Here is a 23,961-nt window from a genome sequence, read left to right on the forward strand (position 1 = left end):
TTATTTGATTGCGCCGCTCGTCAAGCCGCGCTGCATATACTTTTGACCGAAGATATACAAAATCACGACCGGAATCGTAATTAACACAAGTGCCGCAAACACTTTATGGTAGTCGGAGGTATACTCTTTGATGAAAAATTTGGGAGCCATGGTCACAGTCAGCATCGTTTCCTTGCTAATGAAAACCAGCGGAAATACGTACTGATTCCAGGAATTCAAAAAAGCCAAGATGCCAATGGTTGTCAGCACAGGGATCGCCAGAGGCAGCATCACGTGAACGAATCTTCCCCACGCGTTTGAACCATCTATCTCCGCCGCTTCCAGAAGCTCGCCAGGCACCTCGTCGAACGCGTTACGGGCCAGCAGCAAGGAAAAAGGAATGCTCATCGCGACTTCCGGACCAATCAAGGCCAAATAGGTATTCATCCAATGAAAGGACTTGATCGTTTGGAATAAAGGAACGAGCATCGCCACAGGCGGGATCATCAGTCCGATTAAACAAATGGCAAAAACAGAAGAATCCCCAGGAAATCTGAGCTTACTGAAGCCAAAAGCCGCTAACGATACGACGATCAGTAGCAGCAGCACAACCGAAGTCGATACAATAAAGCTATTGATTAGAAAGTGCGGAAATAAGTCCAAACTGACAACGGCTTGATAATTCCCCCATCGGTCACCCTCGAACGAATACATCACCAGATAAATCATAGGAATAACCCAAATAGCAGCCAGGATTAGGAGTAGAAGGTTCATCGTAATCTTTTCAGATAGTTGTATGCGACCGAACATCTTTTTTACCTCCTAACCTTGTTATAGACACGCAGCTGGAAAGCCGTATAACCAAAGGCGATAAGCAGCAGAACAACAGAGACCGCTCCACTGTATCCCGTTCTATATTTGAGAAGAGACTCACGGAATAAGAAAGTGGAAATAAGCTCCGTTTCTCCTCCCGGACCACCTTCTGTCATAATCCAAATGAGGTCGAATACTTTAAGCGCATGAATAATACCCAGAATGAGTAAAGTGATGTGTGTACCGCTGAGCATCGGGAATATAATATGGCGGAATTGCCTCAGCACCCCCGCTCCATCGATTTTTGCCGCTTCGAATATTTCCTGGTCAATATTTAACAGACTTGTATAGTAAATCAGCATGTAAAATCCCGTATTGGCAAAAATGTAGACGGCAGCTATCGCATTTAGCGCAGTAGCTGGCTCAGACAGCCAGGCATGTGCCCAGTTTTCTACGCCTGCAAAACGCAGCATCGTATTGAGCAAGCCAAAATTCGGCTCATAAATGCCGGCGAACGTCGTACCAACCGTGACAACGGCAATGACATGCGGTAAAAAGAAAATGGACTTAAACAACCCATCTGCGACCCAAACGCCGTTAAGCAAAGTTGCCAGCGAAAGTCCAAGCGCCATCGAAAGTGGAATGGTAACAACCAGAAAATAGAACGTATTGCCAAGTGCTTGATAGAAGTTAGGGTCATGAAGCAGACTCACATAATTGTCGAGACCGACAAACGCTTTGCTTCCAATACCCGACCACTCAAAAAATCCGATACAAACATTATAAAAAATGCCAAAAAACGTGAACACCGAGACAAAAAGCAATAAGGGCAGAACAAAATATAAGCCTGTGAAACGTCCCCGCTTTTTCTTTTTCGATTTGGCTGCTGCTGATTTCGTTGCCGTTAACACGATATCCACTTGGCTCCTCCTCACAACCTTCACGAGGAAAGGGACCCCTGCCTGCCAAGCTGCAGATGACAAAGGCCCGCTTCTTCATGAATGTAAGCTTAATAAATGAAACGTTATGTAGTCCAAATGAGCGAAGTAGTTATTTGAGTTAGCGTTTTTCGTTAGCGTTTCACGGCATCCGAAGCTTTTTGCACCTCGGCCATCGCTTGCTCCGGCGTAACTGCTCCAGTTGCCACCTTTTGCAAATTGGTAAACAACGCTTGCTCGATGGAAGCATTGTCCAGGAAGCGGATGCCGCCAACATTATTCGTAAGTGCGTTCAGAACCACATCAACGGATTGCTTCTCAATATCGGTTTTGAGCGCGGATTTGTCCATGGACAGCCCTTCTTTCACCGGAAGGAACTGGAGTGCTTTGCTCAAAATCGTCTGATATTCGCCCGTAGCCATAAATTCTACGAATCTCCAGGCAGCCTCTTTGTGCTTCGAATCTTTACTAATGCCAAGCGGGACATCTCCATTGATTAGGACACTTGTTTTACCCCCGGCAATGGTCGGCATTGGCACGAGCCCGAAGGTACGGTCGCCAATTTTCAAACCGTCCTTATTCGCTACGTCTGTCATGATCCATGCCCCAACAAGAATCATAGGAAGCTGTCTCTTTTGCTCATACATATCGCGAAGGTCCGGATCAAATTTAGTCGTCAGGTTGCCGTCTTGGAATAGATGATCGGTATAGAATTGTTTGAATGCATTCGTCGCTTGAATAAATTCCGGATCGGTAAATTTCGCTTTACCCGCGTCCGCTTCATACAATTTGCCCGGTGCAATCTGGTTGACGAGGGTGTAGAAAACATCCGTTACCGTTGCGCTTTTCCCGCCGGCAAAGCCTAGACGTGGCACAATGCCCGGCAATTTGGCATCTTCAAACTTTTTCACGACTTGTTTCAACTCGTCATATGTCTTAGGCGGCTCTGCGCCTACTTTTTTGAACAGGTCCACATCATAGGAAAGAAACGGCGTAACCGCGACCCCTGTCGGTATCGTCTTATAATCGTTTTTCTTAGCCGATTCCATTGGTGTAGATTTGAACAGCTTCTGCCAATCCTTACCTAACGATTTCTCCGCCAAAGGCGCTAATGGCTCAAGGATCGGGGAATAGTTTTTGATCATCGGACCGTTGGAGAACGCCATGACATCCGGTACCTCGCCGCCTTGAATGGCAACTTGAATTTTCTTGTCGTAGTCAGCCGATGGTGTACGCACATAGTTCACTTTAATTTTTGGATATTTCTCATTGAAAGCTTTGATTAAGGGCTGCCAGACGTTATCTTCGGGTGACCAGGACCAAAATGAGATTTCACCTGTGACCTCTTCCGGCTTTTGCGTGGCGGCTGTTTTTGTATCGCTGGATGGGGTTGCCGTCGTGCTTTGAGTCTGAGCGGAGCAAGCGGACAGCAGCATCAGGCCTATCAGCAAAGAACTCGCAAGTCTCATTCGTTTCATGTAAGAACACTCCCTTTTCGACTTATTTAGTATAAATGTAATACCAAGTAAATAACTAGGCTTAGTTGATATTAATTTAATGTCTATTCGTTAATAAGTCAATAATGAGTTTCAAGTCGTTACAAAAATACATTCCCCCCTCGTTTTAGCCCGCGAACCCCCGATATTTTATGTAAAACGCTTTCAACTTCTTGCTATTTAGTATATACGTTATACTAAATAAAAGCACGGTAATTTTTGTATGTAGCGATATTATTTTTTGACATGTTCTAATATTTTGTATATCATTCATACTAAATAACTACCACGCTTGAAGTAAGGTTGTGATCCATTTGCATTCGAACGGACCTATCGGCAATTATGATCTTGTTAAAAAAATAAATATGGAACATGCCATTTCAACGATTTTGAAATATCGGCCATTATCCCGCGCCAAAATCGCCTCTCTGACCGGCCTCAACAAGATGACCGTCTCCAGCTGTGTCGATCTCTTCGTGCAGAAAGGTTTTGTCGTCGAGCTCGGCACAACGGGGACTTCCCGGGGACGTCCGCCAACGCTGGTCGACCTGAATGAAAAAGCAGGCATCTGTGTCGGGATTGATGTTGAAATCAATCAGTTCACCGTTCTGGTTACAGATCTGCTCGGAAAAAAGCTGGACAGCATGATGATTCCGCTCCAAAGCAAAGATCCCTTCTTTTTCGTGGAGGCGATATCGGATATTTTAAAACAATTAGCAACAGATCATGCGCATCGCCAATTAGGCATTGTAGGTGTTGGAATCGTCATCCCGGGCTACTACAATATCCGAACTGATGTTGTAGATTACAGCGCCAACTTGCAGGAGTGGAACGATTTTCCTTTGCGAAGTGAGCTGGCCAAACGCGTTCCCGGGCTCACGATTCATGTCAACCCTGCTTCATATGCGGGCGCAATGGGGGAAGTCCATTTTGGAGGGGCGAAAACAGCTGATCATTTAGTCTATGTAACAAGTTCCTGGGGCTTGTCCGTTGGGGTCTACAGCAAGGGAGAATTATTCACGGGTACGACGGGTACTGCGGGGCGATTAGGGCATTCCACCATCCATATGAACGGCAAAAAATGCACCTGCGGCAGCAGAGGCTGTTGGGAAATGTATGCATCCATCAAGGCGCTTTACGAATTATTGGAGACAACGCCTCAGGAGATGTCGATCTCTGACATTGTGGAAGGGATTGAGCGTGGTGATTCCAGAATCACGAGTGCGGTGCATGAGCTTGGCCATTATCAAGGTATCGGCCTGGCGAACGTGATCAATGCGTATAACCCAAGGGTGATCTGTCTTGGAGGGCTTCTAGCGCTGCTTGGCCCTACGCTGATTAATTCGATCTGGAACACCTTGCGTGAAATGATTCCTGAGCGGTTTCTTCTGAATTTGGAGATTTACTGTTCCGATTTAGGCGAGCTTGGCGTTGCCCACGGAGGCGTATCCATGGTGCTGAGGCAGCTTTCTACGACGATTATCGAGAGCTCTTTGTTGGAGTGACGGTGCAGCAGCAGAAATAGCCGGAAAATCTACCGTTACTCTTCGCTGCTCAGCGGCAATGAAGAAAATAACGGTAGATGATCCAGCTAAAATGTGTCTCCGCCCCTAGAGGCGCACCGGTTTATTAAGCCTAATCGACTCATAAGCCGCAAGCGCAATAACCGTTGAATTGTAGCCATCTTCACCTGTAATCGATACAGGCCGATCTTCTTTTAGACATTGAATCCAATCATCGATCAGCATCTCATCTTTGTTGTCGCCCCAATAGCTCCACTCCGCATGCCCGGTCGTTTCGCTGTATATTTCGTTCACCTGAGCGAAATAATCCAAGGAAATGACGCCCTCCGTCCCGATGAACGTCATCGTTAAGTCGCGTTTATAAGGAGCCGCATGCTTCCTTGACCAACTTGCGTCCAAAGCAGCGATAACTCCGTTGGCAAATTTGACATGAACCATGGCAGCATCATCCATATCGATGCCATGAAACAGACTGTCAGCCTGTGCGTAAACTTCAACGGCTTGCGATTGGAAAATCCAGTTCAATAAATCCATGACATGCACGGTATGGTCCATGAGAGATCCACCGCCGGACAACGAGGGGTCATTAAACCAACCGCCAATCATTTCTCCTTTGTTCGTCGCCTTAACAGCAACCACCTCGCCAATCTCTCCACGCTCAATGGCTCGTTTCGCCTCCACAATCATCGGAATGTAACGGTTTGGAAAGGACGTCATCAATTGCACGCCGCCAGCTTGGCACGCCTCAATCATCTGACGCATTTGTTCACGGGACACACCCAGCGGCTTCTCACATAGCACATGTTTTTTGTGCTTCGCAGCCTCAATGGTCATCTCCGCGTGATTGGCGTTTTCCGAGGAGATAATGACGGCCTCGACATCTCCAGCCAGCAGCTCACGGTAATCCGCATAATAAGGCAGCTGGTACTTTCTAATGAACGGTTCCACCCGCTCCCGATTTTCATCTGCAATTCCGACAAGCTCCACATCGTCGCGCCGTACCAAAGCTTCCAAATAGCTGACCGCATGCAGATGGGCAAAACTGATCATGCCGATCTTCCGTTTATGCATCCTCTTCGCCTCCAATCCCGTGCGAAAACGTATGGTCCATGAGCTCCACCGGCTGCCCGGTCAAGATGGATTGTTCCGCTGCAGCTGCTACCTTCAACGTTCCAAGGGCATCCTCCGCCGTCATTACCGGCTGCAAATCCTCTTTCACGCAGTCTAACAAATGAACAAGCTCTTCATATTCAGGATTGCGAAAGGAAGGACTGAAGTTTTGCTTCCGTGGACTTGCCGCTTTATAAACATGCAAAGCATCTGTTTTCCGATTATCATAGCGAAGCAAACCATGTGTACCGGCATATTCCACGGCCGATGTATACTCCTCCGGGTATCCCAAACACGCTTCGAGATTGGCAATTGTTCCACAGCGGAACTTAAGCGTAATCAAGGCATAGTCCAAATTCCCCGTGCCTCTTTGCATGGCATAGACGCATGTAACTTCCCCTACGATCCAGCGAAGCACGTCGATGTCGTATACAGCGAGCCGGTGGAGCGCGCTTCGCGACTCATTTTCAGGCGGCTCTGGACTATAACGCTTGACGTTAATCACCCCGATGCTGCCTATCGTTCCGGCATCTATCCGCTTTTTAATATCCACTTGATGAAAATAAAATCGTTCCGGGTTGATAAATAGCAAGCGACCTCCGCATGAACCGGCAGCGCGCAACATGGCTTGAACATCCAACAAATGGGAAGCCGCAGGCATTTCGGTTATAACGGTTCTGCCTTTTTCTAGTAGGAGTCTCACCGTCTGGGTCCAGTCGTTCCGAAGCTTCTGAAGTCCGACAAAGACGAACAAAGTGCTCAAAGGTAGTGCATCGTTCAAATCGGCAATCGAGGGGAAGACAAGACCGCCGTAATCCGCAGCAAGCTTTAATGCCGCTTCCTCCCGCTCATCGTATAGAGCAACGATTTCCACCTTTCCCGTTTCCGAAAGCAGCTGCGCATAGTTTCTCGCCGCATTCCCTGCGCCAACCAAAGCTACTTCTATCATTAAAAGGCCTCCCCCACTCTAGAGCGAAACAGCTTTCCCGGTTTCCGAAGAAACATAAATCGCTTCTAGGATTTCCTGCACAACAAGTGCTTGCTCAGGCTTCACAATCGGATCCTGCCCGTTCATCAAAGCTTCAATCCATAACCGCGCTTCGAGATCCGCCGGACTTTCTTCTTGAGTCTTATAAAAAGGGACCCCCGTATGCTGAAGATGGATACGGGTCGTATACAGTTTCCCATACTTTTCTCCGTTGATGTTCAGACCGTCCCACATATCGGCCCCTGCCTCTGTTCCGCATAACGTCACTTTGCCCGCACCTTCATTTGTGATGTTTAGCGCCCAACTCGCTTCAAGTTGAATGGTGGATCCGTTCTCCATCATAATCATCGCCACGGCAGAATCCTCAACCGTGAATTGAGCCGGATCCCACGATCCATAAGGATTGGCTGCATTTGCTTGCTGCCCCAACTGATGGAAGGCTTTCCCCAGCACCGTTCTGGGTTTATAGTTGTCCATCAGCCATAGGGCGAGATCGAGTGCATGTGTGCCGATATCAATCAAAGGTCCGCCGCCCTGCTTATCCTTATTCAGAAAAGCTCCCCACGTCGGAACCCCTCGGCGGCGCAGCGCATGTGCTTTGGCCAAATAAATGTGTCCCAAATCGCCGTTTCGGCACATGTGATACAAATATTGCGAATCCGGGCGGTAGCGGTTGTTGTAACTGATCGTCAGCTTCTTATTCGTACGTTTCGCCGTCTCAACCATTCTCCTGGCTTCCGCCGTCGTTATGGCCATTGGCTTCTCACACATGACATGTTTCCCTGCTTCCAATGCGGCAATCGCAATTTCGGCATGCGAGTCGTTTGAAGTGCAGACATGAACGACGTCAATCGTCTTGTCCTCAAGTAAATGGCGGTAATCCCCGTAGACCTTGGCATCCTCCGAACCGAATATTTGAGAGGCTGATCGCGCTTTATCCTCTGTCCTGTTGGCAAAAGCGGCCATACTTACCTGCGGCAGTTTACTCAGACTAGGCATATGTTTGGCGTTGGCGATGCCGCCGCAGCCAATGATTCCGACTCTCAACTCTTTTGCCATGAACGGGAGCCTCCTTAAGAAATAACGAATACAGGCGTGATCCAAGCATACTGTTCATTTGTTTGTCTGATTTCCACATGATAGGCGTCGCAATCACGTTCTTTTTCATCGTCGTGCCATTCTCCCTGGAAGCAATAAGCGTGTTCAGGGACAGCGCGATGCACGAGGATGGCCTCGGAGCTGTGCGGCAGCATATGCGCCGAGCGGCTTCCTTCAAGGAGCTCACCGATTGTATAAGTAAAGGTTTGGCCGTTCACTTCAATGGATAATTGACTGCTTGTGTCTCCTTCAATTTCGAAAATAAGCGCAGCGGTTTGCGGGTGCCGTGTGGACACATTCTTAAACGTCGTACAAGTCCATTCCGCCGTCTGTTCAGACCAAGCTATGAGCTTGTTGCCTAGCAGGTTAATATCCGGATTATCCCGCATCTCCGGCGTCGGCGCCAACACGCTTTGTCCTCGGAAACATGTCTCTAACGAGACGATTTGCCCCTTGTCCAGACGAGCACTGCCCTGCCATACATACCCTGTTTGGCTGTCGCCCCATCCCATTTCCACACGTACTTTGTACTTGCCTTGCGTTTGAGGCTCCGGTAATTGCTGAAGACCGGCATGCTGAGCATTAACAACTTTCCATAGCACACCGTTCTTATACACGCTTACTTTGTCAATGAAGTCGCAGCCCGTAACATCCAATTTGAGCTCTCTACGTCCGTCTACCTTCACTTCGCTGCCAAAAATAGCGCCGTTCACGGTAAAGGAACACGCGATTTTATCGCCGGTAATCGCATACGTGCGGCGAGCCAGTAGAGCCTCCCATATCGCATCACGCGTTTTTTCAGTAGCCAGTACAGCCACTCGACCGTCTCCATAAGAGCCGGGATATCCAGCATGATGATCGGTTGATCCAGCGAAGCCGAACTTCCGGCCGCTCCGAATGGCCGATACAACTGTATTGCGCGAGTCGCGAGGGCCCATTGTATGCCAACACGGATAGGCACTGGAGTCGGACATGGAGCAGCCGTGCTTGGAGTATACTTCCACAACAGGACTGATTGACTCCGAAAATGCCTCCCAGTTCGCTCCCCGGTAGCCAGGCGTGTAACTCACATGATGAGGTACAGCAATGACGGGCAGTGGAGCTAGCGCAGCCACCAGCTCAGAAGGTGAACCAGCTTCAATCAAAGGAAGCTCATCCGAAGTTGACAGTACATGATGATCACCAAATTCACTCGAGTGGATCTCATATCCTTGAAAGGTTACAAATTCATGTGGAACATTCCACGTTTTAACCGTTTCACGGACATGCTCCCAATTGCCTCTCAGCTTAGCAAATCCTTTCAAATGGAAATCGACCAAAAATTCCAGGCCTTCCGTTCTTTCCGGCATATCCGGCCACATCGCATGGCCAATGATTGCGCAGAAATCCAATTGTTCTTTGGCCACAGACAACGCGTTCTCCAAACCACCAAAACCATACGTAATCCCACAGTGATTATGCAAATCTCCCCAAAACAGCTTCATTTCCCGATCACTCCAATTCATGATAATATCGTTAATCCTTCACGCAAATTTCCACCCCTTATACGGGTAAAATGGATTCCAACTGAGCTTCCACGCAAAATGAGTACGTTTTCCGCTCTCCAGGAGCCAGTACCGGCAAGGTTCCCCTCGCGCGATGTACAGCGCGTCCTTCTGTTGTCGCATTGCCTGGCTCAATGCCGAGTACGTAAACTCCTTTGCCAGGATGCTTCCACTGCGTCAAGACAGGGCTTGCTTTTTTATCGTATCGTATTCCTACCACTAACCTTTTCTCTTCACCGTTATGCACAATCTTGTTGCTGATGCGAACCTGAACGGTTCCTTCCTTATGATCCTCCTGCACATTCTCGTGTGCCATTACCGATGGCTGCCCATTCTCCAGTGGCGCAGGATACGAGCTCCAACGATCGGTTGCTCCCTGGCCGTTAATCCATCTTTTGGGGCCATCTGGTATATCAATAGCACAGTTTTCACCAATAAGCGGAAAACCAAGGTTAAAATGATGCATCATTAAATGTGCAACAGGCCGCTGCGATTCGTTCGTAACCGAATCCGTGATCTCCAATCTGTTCTCCCCCAGCCTGGTCACGATCGTCCTTTCCAACACAAGGTTCTCACCGGTCGCTGAGCTTTCACGGACGCGCCCGCGAAAAATCAATTCATATTGACGGCAGTCATTCCAGCGCCCCTCCGACTGCAGCAGTTCCGCAGGTATCGAGGAAATACGCCCGTGCGAACCATACACTTTCCCTTCATCTACACTCGGTTTGCCCATCGTCGATAAGCCGCAAGTTGCCAGCAAGCCGCCTTCAAAGCTGCGGTTCCACTCCTCTCTTTCATAATAAAAAGGAGCGACAGGCCCGTTTTGCGACAGCCAGGCAAGAGGAATGCCATACAATTCGCACATGCCAATATCGAAAGAGCGGCTTACCGCAATTTGAAACTGCAGTCCTGAGCCATTGCGAACTTGGATGACTTCATTGCCACGGCCTTTGCCTTGCAGCAGCTCCATGCGCTCAAAACCGGCTAATTGGCGAATATCTGGCATATGCGCAAGCAAACTCTCTTTTCCTTGTAATCCGTATATATCCGGCATCCTGTCACTCCCTCAAAAATATTACTTTTTACTTCCGTCTATAAGTGCTTGCAAATCTTTCTCCGCACTTTTCAGCGCAGCATCCGGTTTAACCGTTCCCGTCATAATTCCCGAAAGGGCTGTATTCATAATTTCATGCTGCTTCAAATAATAAGGCACGAGCGGCTCGTCTTTTGCGACTTTTAACGTTTCCAAGACGGTATCGTAAAATTCGCGTGGCTGCAGCGAAGGATCGCTGAGTACAGAGTATCGAATTGGCAAACCGCCTAGTTTAGCCTCGCGCATCGCTCCTTCTTTACTGGTCATGAACTCTACGAATTTCGCTGCATCTTCTTTGTTTTTCGCGTTCTTGTTCATAATCAGCATCCATGATTGGAAGAGCGGCGTACGTAAGATTTTGCCGTCAGCTTGCTTCTCGCCAGGAATTACGCCAATTTTAATCTTATCCTTGTAAGGGCTGTCGCTTTTCTTGAGTTCTGTATAAGCTGCACTCCAGAAAGGTGCGGCCATCGCAATCGTGCCTGTTTTCAAAGCATCGAATACGTTCGAATAACCCCAGTTTGGCGTATCCTTCGGAATGACTTCGTCCTTCACCATGGATTGCCAGAGATCTCCGGCCTTGATCGCCCCAGCCGAACCTACGCCTGCCTTGCCGTCTTTCGCAATCTCCCCGCCAAATGACCACATCATGGAATAAAATACTTTCGGCTGCTCAGAACCGGACATCGCCGTCCAGGAAGCACCGTATGCCGTTGGCGAAGCCGGATTTTTTGATTTGGTCCATTTTTTAGCTTCTGCTGCGAACTCTTCCCAGATTTGCGGCGGATTCGGAATAAGGTCTGAGCGGTAGTAGAACAGATGAATGCTTAGGTTATAAGGCATGGCAACCGTTTTATCTTTGTACTTGTATTGAAAAGCAACATCTTTCCAATCATAGTTCGGATCAAACTTCTTGATATACTCATCGTACGGCTCAATTGCGCCTGCTTCTGCCAGCGGGGCTACATACGTATTGTTTGTAGTCGCCAAGTCAAAGGTGTCCGTGCCTCCAATCAGTTGATTGGTCATGTTGGTAAAATAATTGCTGGCGCCCTGCTCGGTAATGTTCACTTTGATCCCTGTTAATTTCGTGAACTCTTTGCCTTGTTCTTTGACATAATCACTCGTGTCAGGACCTGTACGTGTAAAAATGGTAATTTCCCGCGCTTTTTGCCCCTCTTGCGCCTTCGGACTTTCTGAACTCCCCTTGTCGAGTGGCTTTCCGCTGTCAGATGAGCATGCACTTACATAAACAAGACTTGACGCCAGCAATACCGTTAACACTGATCTTCTTTTTAACCGCTTCAGCTTCATGTTCGAACCCTCCATTTTTATTGTTTTTTGCTCTATTTAACTGCCCCCACAGTTAAGCCCTGCACGATATAACGTTGCAGAAACAAAACCATGATAAAGGCAGGCAATAGAATTAAGCTTCCCGAGCCGAATACCGGCCCCCAGTTAATCGAATACCCCGTAATGAAATCCCCAGTTGCTACAGGCAATGTTTTACTTTTCTCCGAAAGCGCAAGAGTAAGGCCGAACAAGTATTCATTCCAAACAAACAGGAAGCAAAAAATGCTGGTCGTGATGAGCCCCGAGCGGGCCAAAGGCAGCGATACGCGCCAAAAAGCTTCAAGTCTTGTGCAGCCGTCAATTAACGCAGCTTCCTCCATATCTTCAGGCAGTTCATCGAAAAATCCGCGCATCGTCCAGATAACAAAAGGAATATTGAACGTAATGTTGGCGATGACAAGCGCCCAAACCGTATTGATCAAGCCAATGCTTTTGAACATCAGGAAAAAAGGAATGATAAGAATCGCAGGCGGCGCCATTTTCGTAAAAATGACCCAGTTCGCAAACGCGTTCCCTCCTGTCCGCCATCGCGCAATGCTATAGGCAGCCAGCGTTCCGGTCGTTAGGCATATAAATGTCGCACATACTGCGACGATCAGGCTATTGATCAGGTATTGGAAAAAATTCTGAGTTTCGAAAATAAATTTGTAGTTAGCGAGTGTCGGCTTAAACCAAACGATGAGTTTTGGCTCAATGATCGCTTGTGTGGACTTGAAACTGCTTAAAATCATCCAGAAAATCGGTACTGCCCACACCAGGATGACGATTGCAATAAGACAAGTTACGACAATTTTCGCCGCAATGGCCTTGTAGGTCCTTTCCATCCGTTATGCCCCCCTTTTGGAAACCCATTTACCGATATTTGAGAAAAGAAAGCTGATTCCGATAATGAGCACCAGCACAAGAATGGATAAGGCCGCGCCTTTACTATAATCCTGACCGGTCAGACCCGTTGAAAAAATATGAATATTCAGCGTCCGCATGGTAACCGAGTCGCCAAACAATGCCCAGATCTGATCGTACACCTTCATGAGATCAATGATTCGAATAAGGAACACTACACCGATAACTGGCCGCAACAATGGGAACGTAATGTGCCAATACGTCTGCCAGACATTTGCTCCGTCCACCTTGGCTGCTTCATACGGCTCTCTCGGCAGAGCACTTAACCCCGCTAGGAACATCAGATATACAAAAGGCGTCCACTGCCAAATATTCACGATAATTGCGGCTGCGAAACCGATGTTGGCATTCAGATAGGTAACCAGGAAGTTACCGATTCCCGGGATTTGGCTTATCCATGGCAGCGGTTGATTGGTTAGCCACGGGATCTCGCCGATCCCCACGTTTTTTAACATTAGATTTATAAAGCCGTTATAACTGCTGTACATGTATTTCCATAACATCGCAATGACAATGGGACACGTCATCACCGGGATCACCAGCACCGAAGAAACGAAAGAGCGCCCTCGGAACTCTCGTTGCAGCAGCAGCGCAAGGCCCATTCCGATCACCATTTGCAGCCCGAGCACAATGACCATGTATTCGATCGTGCGGATAATGGCTCCGTAGAACAATTTGTCTTTGGTGAGGAAATACGTATAGTTGGTAAGCCCAACAAACGACCATTCCCCTTTGAAATTTAACAGCGATACATCGAACACGCTAAGGTATAGGAGGAAGATTGCGGGTACGGTTGTGACACAAAACAAAATCACAAATCCTGGAATTACAAGCGTATAGCGGATATGTTTATCTCCGAAGAAAAACAAAGACCATAAGAATATGAAGACAACGGTTACTCCAATCAAGCCGAATTTGGCTGCAGGAGCTATCTCACTTTGCAGTGTAAAGATATTTGTAACGAGCCCCAAGATAGACAACCATAAAAACAAGTATGCTGGTGCTGAATGGCTTCTTGCTTGCTTTATTTGATCCATACACGAACCAATCCCCCCATAGACGAAGTCATTGCCAAATCATACGGTGATACATGTCGGAAAAAAAATGATTGCTGATGATTGCTGCAGCCCCCCTCACTTGAAGCTTCTCCGAATGTTCGGAGAACCGGATTTGGCTGCGCCTTGTGACCGCAGAAACTCTTTGCTGAACAACTTCGATAATTTTCTTTTCCAACTCAGGGCCTGCTTGGGTTATTTCCCCTTGAATAATCAGCTGTTCGGGATTAAACACATTTAATATCGTAGCGATGCCAATCCCCAGCCAATAGCCGGTATAGTTAAGCAAAACATCTGCAACAACCGGATCGCCCTCACGGTAAAGGCTTACGATTTCATTGAACTCTAGCTCTGCATATTTTCCATCGCGTCGTGACAGCTCTTCGCCGAAAGCCGTAATTGATGCCAGAGCTTCCCAACAACCGCGGTTGCCGCAGCGACACAGGGGGCCATCATGATCAATGGTTGCATGGGCCAAGTTTACAGCACCGCCGAACGCTCCTCGGTATACCTCATTACCGATGACAACTCCGGTCCCGATCCCGATTCCGACGCTGACACAAACTAGCGTATCTCTATAGTTGCCGTTGCTGTTCAGCATCTCTACATACGTGCCAGCCCTCGCATCATTTTCCAGGAAAACCGGAATGTCCAGGCTTTGACTCATATATTCTCCGATGGGTGCGTCCTTCCATGGCATCGCCGATGAATAGCGCATGATGCCCTTATCCGTGTCGACCAGTCCGCGAACGGCAATGCCGCATGCCATGACAGGCTGCTGCTGGCCTTGCGCACGCGCCTCTTGAATCAAATCGCGAATCCCTTGCACGATCAGATCGATCGTTTGCCGGTAGTCATCATAGATGCGGATTTTCTTTTTCATATAAAATTTCACGACACCCAGCAAATCGACTAGCGCAATTTCGTAATGCTTGTTGTTAAAAGATACGGCTGCGATCATCGCCACATCTGCTTGAAAGTCAAGCAGGATGGGCTTTTTACCGCCGGCTTCGGTGGAGTCCCCCCTTCCGGTCTCAACCACCAGGCCTTCCTTGATCAGTTCATCAACGAGCGCGGAAACGGCCGGCTTACTTAGCCCAAGAGCTGCTGAAATTTCGGCTCGTGAGCAAACTGCGCTTCTGATCGTTTTCAGAATGCTCATCCGGTTTCGTTCTTTCATATCGTTTTTGCTGATCATTTTCATCGTGTCCTTCCAATCTGTCCATTTGTCGGCATGAATTGGTCTTACGTATGTTAGTTATAATAACTAACTAACTTATAAGGCAATATTACTGCCTACCCGTTGGGGCTGTCAATATATTTTTTGAGCCTTATGTTGTGAGCGAGTAATGGGCGTAGTGCCCCCTCCTAACGGACCGAGCGGCCGCTATTCGCTGGAATTGGGGCTCTTTCCAATTCTAACGGACTCCAGCGCTGCTATTTCTGCTACAAGGCGGGATTTTGCGTGTGAAAAGGTGAAATAACGTCACTGGGGTCCGTTAATGTTGCAAATAGCGGCAAATTGGCTGCAATAACGGCGCTGGGGTCCGTTAGAGTAGCTGGCTACTTTTCGAGATACACTGGTGGGAGTGTGAGGATTGGGGTTGTGTGAGGGTGTGCGGTGTGCGGTGTGCGGTGTGCAGTGTGCGGTGTGCAGTGTGCGGTGTGCAGTGTGCGGTGTGCGGTGTGCAGTGTGCGGTGTGCGGTGTGCGGTGTGCGGTGTGCAGGTGCGGTTTAGTTGCGCGGTATGCGTGTAAGGTTTGGAAGTACGGTTTGGGTGTGTGGTTTGGGTATGTGGTTTGGGTATGTGGTTTGGGTGGGCAGTTTGGAAGTACAGTTTGTGTGTGTGGTTTGGGTGGGCAGTTTGGAAGTACAGTTTGTGTGTGTGGTTTGGGTGGGCAGTTTGGAAGTACAGTTTGGGTATGTGGTTATGCGGTGCAGTGTGGGTGTGCGACTTGGTTGCTCGGTTTAGGTGTGCGGTTAGGATATAGTTCAGAGCACTAGGCGTAGCGCCCATCTCTAACGGACCGAGCAGCCCTTATTCGCTGGAATTGGGGCTTTTTCCAATTCTAACGGACTCCAGCGCTGCTATTCGTGCCTCAAAGTGGAGTTTAGCAAGTGAAAAGACGAAATAACGTCACTGGAGTCCGTTAATTTTGTAAATAGCGGCAATTTGCCTAGAATAACGGCGCTGGGGTCCGTTAAAGCAACAACGCCATCATTTCCAAATAAGACGATGATGCGAGTCGGAGAAAAAGTACTGGGAGATAACAGCCGCTGCTCCCCTCACCTGAAGTTTTTCGGAATGTTCGGAAAAACGAATGACGCTGCGCTTTGTGACCGCAGACTTCACTCGTTGATGGACAACTTCGGTAATTTTCCGCTCAAGCTCGGGCCCGACAAAAGTAAGTTCACCTTGAATAATCAGTACCTCGGGATTAAATGTTTGCAAGATGTTAGCAATGCCTACCCCGAGCCAATAGCCGGTATAGTTGAACAAAACATCCGCGACAACAGCGTCACCCTCATGGTAAAGGTTTAGAATTTCAGTGAAGTCTAAATCCGCATATTTTCCATCGCGGCGTGCCAGCTCTTCATTGAAAGCAGTGATGGAAGCCAAAGCCTCCCAACAACCACGATTACCGCAACGGCAAAGAGGGCCGTCATGGTCAATAGTCGCATGAGCCAAATTTACAGCACCGTCGAACGCTCCACGGTACACCTCATTGCCAATCGCGACGCCTGTCCCGATCCCGAGCCCGACACTAACGCAGACGAGCGAATTGCTGTAGGTTCCGTTGCTGTTCAATAGTTCAACATACGTGCCTGCTCTCGCGTCATTTTCGAGAAAAATCGGAATATCCAGGCTTTTCTCCATGTAATCCCCGATGGGAGCATCCTTCCACGGCAACGCCGAGGAATAGCGCATAATTCCCATCTTCGTGTCTACTAATCCGCGAATGGCTACGCCACAAGCTAAGACTGGCTGCTGATGGCCCTGCTCCCACGCCACTTGAATTAAATCACGAATTTCTTGCACGATTAGATCGATGGTTTGCCGATAGTCGTCATAGATGCGGATTTCTTTCTTCACATAAAACTTTACGGCGCCTACCAAATCTACTAACGCAACCTCGTAATGTTTATTGTTAAAGGATACGGCTGCAATCATCGACACGTTCGCCTGAAAGTCTAGCAAGATAGGCTTTTTGCCCCCTGCTTCCGTCGAATCACCCCTCCCGGTCTCGTACACCAAGCCCTCCTTGATCAGCTCGTCGACGAGCGCAGACACCGCTGGCTTACTTAGACCAAGCGTGGCTGAGATGTCCGCACGGGAACAAACTCCTCTTCGGATCGTTTTCAGAATGCTCATCCGGTTTCGTTCTTTCATGTCGTTTTTACTGATCATCTTCCTAGTCCATCCATTCTGTCTACGAAGTTGCGCTCTTATCGATCACAACTGTACGTTAGTTGATATAACTAACAAACCTTTTCTTGTGTAAAAATACCGCTTACCCACTGGGTTGTCAAGGTATTTTCAACGTCCCGAGGTTCTACCACTCATACACTCGCAATGGCTCAGCCAAACGAAGTTTATGTTTACCATAAACCTGCTCACGTGCATCAGCCAGCACATAATCATCCACATAATGCATGAGCAGCATCTTCTCTTGAATGGACATGGAGAGCGTTAAAAGCTCCTCAAATGACGTATGCGAAGGCAGCTGATCCTCCTGCATGTGACATTCGTGGAAGATCGTTTGCACCTCGCCTTCAACCTCTCCGAGAAACGTTTCGTCTAACCTCGTGTCCCCGCTGAAATAGAAATACGGCTTACAAAGCAAGCCATAGCTAAGCATGTCCGGCACATGCTGCGTCCGAATAAGCTCGAATCGCTCACCCGCGATTTCAAAGACATTTTCCACGCATTCCACGTCAAAATAGTCCTCTAAAACCCGTTTCCCTCTCGTGGTTAGCTCCAATCCATGGCGTAAAACCTGCCATAAATCAGCTAGCAGCCCTGCAGGCACATAGAGCTTTGGCTTGATTTTTCCGGGATACACCCGATGAAACAACGCCAACTTCGCCAAGCCATTGATATGATCCTCATGCAAATGCGTTACGAAGACATGCTCCACCTCATTGAGCTTTTTCCCCATCTGATGCAAAGCAGTATGATTCGACTCGGGAAAGTCGATGCACAGGTTGGTATCTCCGAACGTGAGTAAAGCGCTGTTATGGCCTTGCTCGACACTAAAGCCGTCACCACAGCCCAAAAATGTTAATTTCATCATATATGCCTCGCTCTTTATCCTCATGATTTCGTTAATCATTGTACTACTAACCAATAGTGTATTCTACACCTACTCGAAGTAAAAATGCGGCGGAACCGTTCGGGTAAACTCAACGAAAAGCGGAACAACCTTCACGATTTCAATCAAATCCTAGTCATATTCGCGAACATTATATGATTGACAACGTAAATTGTTCGTATTATGATGAATATGGCGATAAGAAACTGCCACATACGTCATAATCGTTCGTATATCCTTGAGAATTGGCTTAAGGGTCTCTAGAGGAAGCCATAACTTCCTAGCTACGACGGGTTCTTGCTTTTGCATACCCGTGTGGCTAGGTTTTTTTGCGTCCAAAAATGATATTTCCAGAGGAGATCGCAATGAACGCTTATGATTTGATCGTAGTTGGTGCAGGACCTGCCGGTATTTTCGCCTGCTATGAAATGACACTGCTTCACCCTGCCGCTAAAATATTGCTCGTCGACAAAGGCCATGATATTTACCATCGCAGTTGTCCGATTCTGGAAAGCAAAATCAAACTGTGCCCTCCGCCTGCCGGTAAAAAGGAGTTCTCAGGCTGTCTGCCTGCGTGCTCCATTACGGCCGGCTTTGGAGGTGCCGGCGCTTATAGCGACGGCAAGTTCAACATCACCACGGAATTCGGCGGTTGGATGACCGATATATTGGCCCCTAGCCAAGTCATTGATTTGATTCGATATGTGGATCGCATTAATCTAGAGCATGGTGCAACGGAGAACATCACGGACCCGACGACCGAAGCTGTGAAAAACATTGAGCAGCGCTCATACGCGGCTGGACTTAAGCTGCTTCGTGCACAGGTCAGGCATCTAGGCACCGAACAGAACCTAATGATTCTGAAATCCATTTACGAATATTTGAAAACACGTATCGACATGCAGTTCAAAGCTGAAGTCGACGACATCATCACGGTAAAAAGAGAAGACAAACATATCGTTCAAGGCATACGGCTGAAAGATGGCACCGAGATCCACAGCGATCATGTCATGCTAGCTCCCGGTCGTGACGGTTCCGCATGGTTAACGCAAGTTTTAAAGAAGCGCCGTTTGAAAATGTACAACAACCAAGTCGACGTTGGCGTCCGCGTCGAAACATCGGATGTCGTGATGCGCGAAATCAACGAGCATTTGTATGAAGGGAAATTCATCTACAATACCTCTGTGGGCACGCGGGTTCGCACCTTCTGCAGCAATCCTTCCGGCCATGTTGTTGTCGAGAATCATAGCGGCGTTATGGCCGCCAACGGTCACTCCTACAAGGATCCGGCCCTCGGCTCCAATAATACGAACTTCGCCCTGCTCGTTTCGCACAAATTCACCGAGCCGTTCGATAAGCCTAACGAATATGCGCGGGAAATTTGCAAACATGCGAACGATCTATCAAGCGGCGGCGTTATCGTTCAGAAATTCGGGGACATCATGCGGGGACGCCGCTCTACAGCAGATCGAATTCGCGAGGGCTTTCTGGAGCCGACTTTGGCTGAAGCAGTTCCTGGTGATCTAGGCCTCGTGCTGCCTTACAATACAATGAAAAGCTTAATTGAAATGATCCACGCTCTTGAAAAAGTAACCCCGGGGATTGCGGCCGAACATACCCTCTTCTACGGTGTTGAAGCGAAATTTTATTCCGCTCGCCCGAAGCTCAGCGAAAGCTTCGAAACCGAGATCAAAGGCTTGTTCTGCGGCGGTGACGGTGCAGGAATTACAAGAGGCTTAGCCCAGGCTGGAGCTGCTGGTGTATGGGTGGCTCGCAACGTGCTTGAGCGAATGAAATAAGCATTAATGTTGTTAAATATTTCCTAGGAAATACACGATCACGGATCTCCTTTTTTAACCAAGGAGGTCCTTTTTTTACATGAAAAACACTTTTAAAATCTAAATAAATGCGGTATAATGAGAACGTTCTCAATTGTAAGCGTTATCATTTTAAAGGGGGAATCTAAAATGACTGTAGCGCTCGAAACCAGAAACAGCTATGAAAATTTCGTACTGGAGAAAGATATTATGTACTTCCGGGTCGGAGAGCATGGGCTGGTCTCTTTTCATGGGAAAAATTTTCACATTAAAAAACGGATGTCCACAGAGCAGATCGTAGAGATTACAACGGGCAGCGCTTTTTTCAAGGTGAATACCGATTGTTATGTGAACACACATAAAATTGTTCAGATTCAAGATGGCAAAGTATTTTTTGAGGTCAAAGGCGCTGACTCCAAATACACCTCGGTCACCAAACTTCGCCAATACCGCTTGAAAGAGATTGTGCAGCAGCACAAAACGGAAGCAGCGAAGAAGTAATTACCGCTTGTCACCGCAAAAAAAGCTTAGTTAGATCCATGTTGGGGATCTGGCTAAGCTTTTTTGTTATCGGGGGGGCCAGGCGTTGCCGACACACATCACCAAGCTGCAATTGCAACAGCGTTCTATGTTGTACTTTATGCAGCCATTTCGCTGTAATTGAGCCTTAGCACACCCTTGTATTGTACTTTATGCAATCATTTAAGCACGAAACTGCCTAACTCTCACCTTTTCGCAACAAATGGTTGTACTTTGTGCAGGCCTGTTGATTTACCAATAAGTGGGTTCATGAGAAAGTGAAATTACTCGTCAAATAGACCAACCATTCTGCCTGCAAGTCGTTCATACTAAATAAGCGATCAAATTCGGCAAAAGATAACTGGGCACTTGGATGTACTTTGGAATTTCCTTGTTCGAATACAAATTTTAGTAAGACATATACCAATAAAGCTGTGTACAACTGGCCATAAACGGCATTTGGCGTTGTTCCAAATATCATCGGTACATTCAAATGCTGCTTAATCCAACGAAAAAAAACCTCGATTTGCCACCGCTTCTTATACATCTCAGCAATTTTTTCGACAGAGGGCCTATGTAGATTGGTTGCCAGAATAACAGGATTGCCATGCGGATCCTTTAGAATAACGACACGAAACCTATTTTTTGAAAGCGTCGACTTCGCTCCTAACTGACAGGTTAAATCTTGTTCAATTGTGCCAGCAAATGGACGTTTACGTGTCCTCCGTTTAGGTTCATGAAAATGTGTGTTATCCCTGAGGCGAATCACGAAATATTGGTTTTGTTCCTGATAATCATCAAATTGTTTATGCTTACCATAAGCGCGGTCAGCTACTAGTATGAAACGGTCGTCGCGTACGTCATTACAGCTTAATAGATCTGGGCGATTCCCCGTTGTTTCTGTAACTTTATGTAGCTGACCTGCATCTGCAATGATTGAAACGTGGAGTTTAATTCCTGCTTTTTCACCTTTTAGCGGCGCCCATGGCCATCGTTCTTTACCAGCCGTAATCTTAGTGGAATCCACTACAAGCAATTCCTTAGGGATACCTAAACGACGACGCGTTGGGCGATTACATTTCTGAATCATCAGACGCAACAGCTGCTTGAACACCTCAAATGGGACATCTTTGGCTTTTTTTGAAATCGTGGAGTGATCAGCTTTTACAAGTCCACAAGAAGACATGCGTTTTTCACCATCTCGGTAGCCGTCCCATTGCTGGAGTGCGGCTTGCGATAAAAAAAGAAAGAGATCATAAACAGTAAATTTCCGCGCAGAATCAACGTAGGACTCTTCTTTGATAAGAGGAAGCACTTCTTCTTTCGGTATAATTGTTTGCAGAATATTCGAGAACATAGTAGACTTTTTCATGAGGTCGCCTTCTTTCGGATGTTTGTAGGGGTACAAACAGTTTACCGAATGGGCGGCCTTTTTACCTGCCATTTTGTGGATAATCAACAGGCCTGTACTTTGTGCAACATAGGACCGCTTTCGCGGTCAGACCACGTCTTTACGTTGTATAAAATACAACGTAGGCCTTCGATTTCGTCTTTGCCGCTCAGTTGCGCTTCGTCGTCCACTTAAGTCGAGCACGCTTGTCCAGGCAGGTAGAGCAAAAAAGCCAGCGATGAAATCGCTGACTTCTTTATGTGGTCCTGCTATGAGGTTCGGGCGAGTGTCTCTTGTTGATGTTCACGAATCAGAAATCGTATGTATTCTACGGTCGTATCTTTTACCTTCTTGGCTTCTTCCAAAGTAGCAAAGCTGTACTCCGCGTAATCTGTGCTTCCGTATTTCTTCAGCTCTTCATAATTCATCCCTAGTGTGGAAAAGTTATGAACCAGTTCATATGGTGTCTTAGCATCCACATTTTGCACAAAAATGTCCTTGGAGAAGAAAGAGCCTTGTTTCTCTACTTTGAAGATGACTCGAAAAGGCCTGTCCTTATCCGACACGAAGCACTTAATCACCACGTCAATCTCCATCGTTTTATAATCCACAGCGTTTGCAGGATCTTGCTTTGGCATATGTTCAGGTGAATGCATCCATCTTTTCAAAAACCCTAGCACAAGATTACCTCCCCAATAACGACATGAATATAACTCATATTGTAATGGAAACGCTTCTAATTGACAATCCAAAATTTGGATAAATTAGTTAAATGGCCTCAACCGATTTTTTTCCACCTGTTTTCCGAAATTTCCAGATAATAATTAAACATAAAATACCCGTTAGTAACCCGCATACGACAAAAGCCCCATTCGCCCCAAAACGGTCTGCGACATATCCAGCAAATAAGCTGCCAAACGGTGTAGAACCCGCAAATACTAGCGCATAAACACTCATAACCCGCGCGCGATACTCCTCTTTGGCATTCATTTGAAGATTGGAATTGCTGTTCGTAGCGAACATAATATTGAAAAATCCCGTTAAAGCGAGCACTCCCCCGCACAACCAGACAGACGTACTAAGCCCATTTAGAATCAGGCAGCTGGCAACCACTAGGCTTGCGATCATGCTGATTTTGACTCTTGGACCCTTTTTACTGCGAAATGACATCGTCAGCGCCCCTGCAAAAGAACCAATTCCAAGGCATGACATCAGGGTACCGTATGTGGTCTCTCCTAATTGCAATACATTTCTCGTGAAAACTGGAATGAGGATATTAAAGTTAAAAGCTAAAGTACCAATCACCGTCACAAGCAGGACCGTCTGAGCTAACACTGGATCTCTTGCAATATAGACGATACCGTCCTTAATCTCCTTAAAAACACCCTCCCGCGAGGTTTTCTTTCGAACATAAGGCGCTGTTTGAATCTGGAGGATGCCATACAAGACAGCTATAAAGCTGACTCCGTTAAGCAAGAAGCACCAGCCTGCCCCCAGCCAAGCCATCATTACTGCACCAATGGAAGGTCCAACAATCCTGGCCATATTGAACGTCGTGGAGTTGAGCGCAATGGCATTCATCAGATCTTCTTTTCCAACGATTTCAATGTTAAAAGCCTGCCTTGTCGGCATATCGAGCGTGTTATTAAGCCCCAGCAAAAGCGCAAGTACAATAATAAACTCGTACCTCACGGTATGCGTCAAAACAAGCGTTGCCAGCGTAAAAGCAAGAATCATGGAAACCGTCTGCGTGACCAAAAGGATGTTCTTCTTTGGAAATTTATCTACGATAATGCCCGCAAATAGCGAAAATAAAAGGATCGGTAAAAATTGACAAGCCGTGACCATGCCAAGCTTAAGCGGCGAACCTGTCAGTGTAAGAACGAGCCAAGATTGCCCGATATTTTGCATCCATGTCCCGATGAGCGATACACATTGCCCTGTCCAAAGATAGCGATAATTCCGATGAGTTAAAGCATGGAAATGTCGATCGATAAAAACCGAACCTGCTGCCCTCACATTCATGCTA

General features: G+C 47.3%; 20 protein-coding genes and 1 riboswitch. Of the genes, 3 read left to right on the forward strand and 17 right to left on the reverse strand.

Annotated elements, in window-relative coordinates:
• The 3 genes from ACKTT9_RS31440 to ACKTT9_RS31450 form a co-directional block, all read right to left on the reverse strand.
• Complete coding sequence (locus tag ACKTT9_RS31440; protein ID WP_407869111.1) at positions 1 to 789, reverse strand: carbohydrate ABC transporter permease; 789 nt, start codon at positions 787 to 789, stop codon at positions 1 to 3.
• A 5-nt stretch (positions 790 to 794) separates the two neighbouring features.
• A complete protein-coding gene (locus ACKTT9_RS31445) occupies positions 795 to 1,712 on the reverse strand; it encodes a carbohydrate ABC transporter permease (RefSeq protein ID WP_407869112.1) in 918 nt (305 codons plus the stop codon).
• Positions 1,713 to 1,864: 152 nt separating this feature from the next.
• The gene (locus ACKTT9_RS31450; RefSeq protein ID WP_407869113.1) at positions 1,865 to 3,208 is read right to left on the reverse strand and encodes an ABC transporter substrate-binding protein; all 1,344 of its coding nucleotides are present in this window, start codon (positions 3,206 to 3,208) and stop codon (positions 1,865 to 1,867) included.
• 323 nt (positions 3,209 to 3,531) lie between these two features.
• On the opposite strand from ACKTT9_RS31450, the gene ACKTT9_RS31455 reads away from it, so the two are divergent.
• Complete coding sequence (locus tag ACKTT9_RS31455) at positions 3,532 to 4,731, forward strand: ROK family protein (RefSeq protein WP_407869114.1); 1,200 nt, start codon at positions 3,532 to 3,534, stop codon at positions 4,729 to 4,731.
• A gap of 105 nt (positions 4,732 to 4,836) precedes the next feature.
• On the opposite strand, the gene ACKTT9_RS31460 is transcribed toward ACKTT9_RS31455, so the two are convergent.
• From ACKTT9_RS31460 to ACKTT9_RS31510, 11 genes are all read right to left on the reverse strand, one after another.
• A complete protein-coding gene (locus ACKTT9_RS31460) occupies positions 4,837 to 5,820 on the reverse strand; it encodes a Gfo/Idh/MocA family protein (protein WP_407869115.1) in 984 nt (327 codons plus the stop codon).
• Entirely contained in the window at positions 5,813 to 6,808 is a 996-nt protein-coding gene (locus tag ACKTT9_RS31465) for a Gfo/Idh/MocA family protein (protein WP_407869116.1), read from the reverse strand. The genes ACKTT9_RS31460 and ACKTT9_RS31465 overlap by 8 nt, the downstream gene beginning before the upstream one ends.
• 18 nt (positions 6,809 to 6,826) lie before the next feature.
• Complete coding sequence (locus tag ACKTT9_RS31470; RefSeq protein ID WP_407869117.1) at positions 6,827 to 7,906, reverse strand: Gfo/Idh/MocA family protein; 1,080 nt, start codon at positions 7,904 to 7,906, stop codon at positions 6,827 to 6,829.
• 14 nt (positions 7,907 to 7,920) lie between these two features.
• On the reverse strand, positions 7,921 to 9,450 hold the full coding sequence (locus ACKTT9_RS31475; RefSeq protein WP_407869118.1) for a hypothetical protein: 1,530 nt from the start codon (positions 9,448 to 9,450) through the stop codon (positions 7,921 to 7,923).
• Between the two features lie 37 nt (positions 9,451 to 9,487).
• A complete protein-coding gene (locus ACKTT9_RS31480; protein WP_407869119.1) occupies positions 9,488 to 10,543 on the reverse strand; it encodes an aldose 1-epimerase family protein in 1,056 nt (351 codons plus the stop codon).
• A 21-nt stretch (positions 10,544 to 10,564) separates the two neighbouring features.
• Complete coding sequence (locus ACKTT9_RS31485; RefSeq protein WP_407869120.1) at positions 10,565 to 11,896, reverse strand: extracellular solute-binding protein; 1,332 nt, start codon at positions 11,894 to 11,896, stop codon at positions 10,565 to 10,567.
• 32 nt (positions 11,897 to 11,928) lie between these two features.
• The gene (locus ACKTT9_RS31490; protein WP_407869121.1) at positions 11,929 to 12,759 is read right to left on the reverse strand and encodes a carbohydrate ABC transporter permease; all 831 of its coding nucleotides are present in this window, start codon (positions 12,757 to 12,759) and stop codon (positions 11,929 to 11,931) included.
• Positions 12,760 to 12,762: 3 nt separating this feature from the next.
• Positions 12,763 to 13,875: a carbohydrate ABC transporter permease gene (locus ACKTT9_RS31495; RefSeq protein ID WP_407869122.1), complete on the reverse strand. Its 1,113-nt coding sequence runs from the start codon at positions 13,873 to 13,875 to the stop codon at positions 12,763 to 12,765.
• Positions 13,876 to 13,903: 28 nt separating this feature from the next.
• Positions 13,904 to 15,097 carry an ROK family transcriptional regulator gene (locus ACKTT9_RS31500; protein WP_407869123.1) on the reverse strand — a complete coding sequence of 398 codons (1,194 nt, stop codon included), beginning with the start codon at positions 15,095 to 15,097 and terminating at the stop codon, positions 13,904 to 13,906.
• Between the two features lie 1,014 nt (positions 15,098 to 16,111).
• Entirely contained in the window at positions 16,112 to 17,302 is a 1,191-nt protein-coding gene (locus tag ACKTT9_RS31505) for an ROK family transcriptional regulator (RefSeq protein WP_407869124.1), read from the reverse strand.
• A gap of 145 nt (positions 17,303 to 17,447) precedes the next feature.
• On the reverse strand, positions 17,448 to 18,188 hold the full coding sequence (locus ACKTT9_RS31510; protein WP_407869125.1) for an MBL fold metallo-hydrolase: 741 nt from the start codon (positions 18,186 to 18,188) through the stop codon (positions 17,448 to 17,450).
• 226 nt (positions 18,189 to 18,414) lie between these two features.
• A riboswitch (purine riboswitch) is annotated at positions 18,415 to 18,513 on the forward strand.
• Positions 18,514 to 18,571: 58 nt separating this feature from the next.
• On the opposite strand from ACKTT9_RS31510, the gene ACKTT9_RS31515 reads away from it, so the two are divergent.
• Positions 18,572 to 20,005, forward strand: a complete 1,434-nt coding sequence (locus ACKTT9_RS31515) for an NAD(P)/FAD-dependent oxidoreductase (protein WP_407869126.1) — start codon at positions 18,572 to 18,574, stop codon at positions 20,003 to 20,005.
• A gap of 168 nt (positions 20,006 to 20,173) precedes the next feature.
• Positions 20,174 to 20,524 (forward strand): LytTR family transcriptional regulator DNA-binding domain-containing protein, encoded by a 351-nt coding sequence (locus ACKTT9_RS31520; RefSeq protein WP_407869127.1) that lies wholly within the window; start codon positions 20,174 to 20,176, stop codon positions 20,522 to 20,524.
• Positions 20,525 to 20,810: 286 nt separating this feature from the next.
• On the opposite strand, the gene ACKTT9_RS31525 is transcribed toward ACKTT9_RS31520, so the two are convergent.
• The 3 genes from ACKTT9_RS31525 to ACKTT9_RS31535 form a co-directional block, all read right to left on the reverse strand.
• Positions 20,811 to 21,914: an IS4 family transposase gene (locus ACKTT9_RS31525; protein WP_407869128.1), complete on the reverse strand. Its 1,104-nt coding sequence runs from the start codon at positions 21,912 to 21,914 to the stop codon at positions 20,811 to 20,813.
• 287 nt (positions 21,915 to 22,201) lie between these two features.
• On the reverse strand, positions 22,202 to 22,612 hold the full coding sequence (locus ACKTT9_RS31530) for a hypothetical protein (RefSeq protein ID WP_127452444.1): 411 nt from the start codon (positions 22,610 to 22,612) through the stop codon (positions 22,202 to 22,204).
• 88 nt (positions 22,613 to 22,700) lie between these two features.
• Positions 22,701 to 23,957: an MFS transporter gene (locus ACKTT9_RS31535; protein ID WP_407869129.1), complete on the reverse strand. Its 1,257-nt coding sequence runs from the start codon at positions 23,955 to 23,957 to the stop codon at positions 22,701 to 22,703.
• Between the last annotated feature and the right edge of the window lie 4 nt (positions 23,958 to 23,961).

Source organism: Paenibacillus sp. P36 (assembly GCF_045866505.1).
Classification (GTDB): domain Bacteria; phylum Bacillota; class Bacilli; order Paenibacillales; family NBRC-103111; genus Paenibacillus_E; species Paenibacillus_E chondroitinus.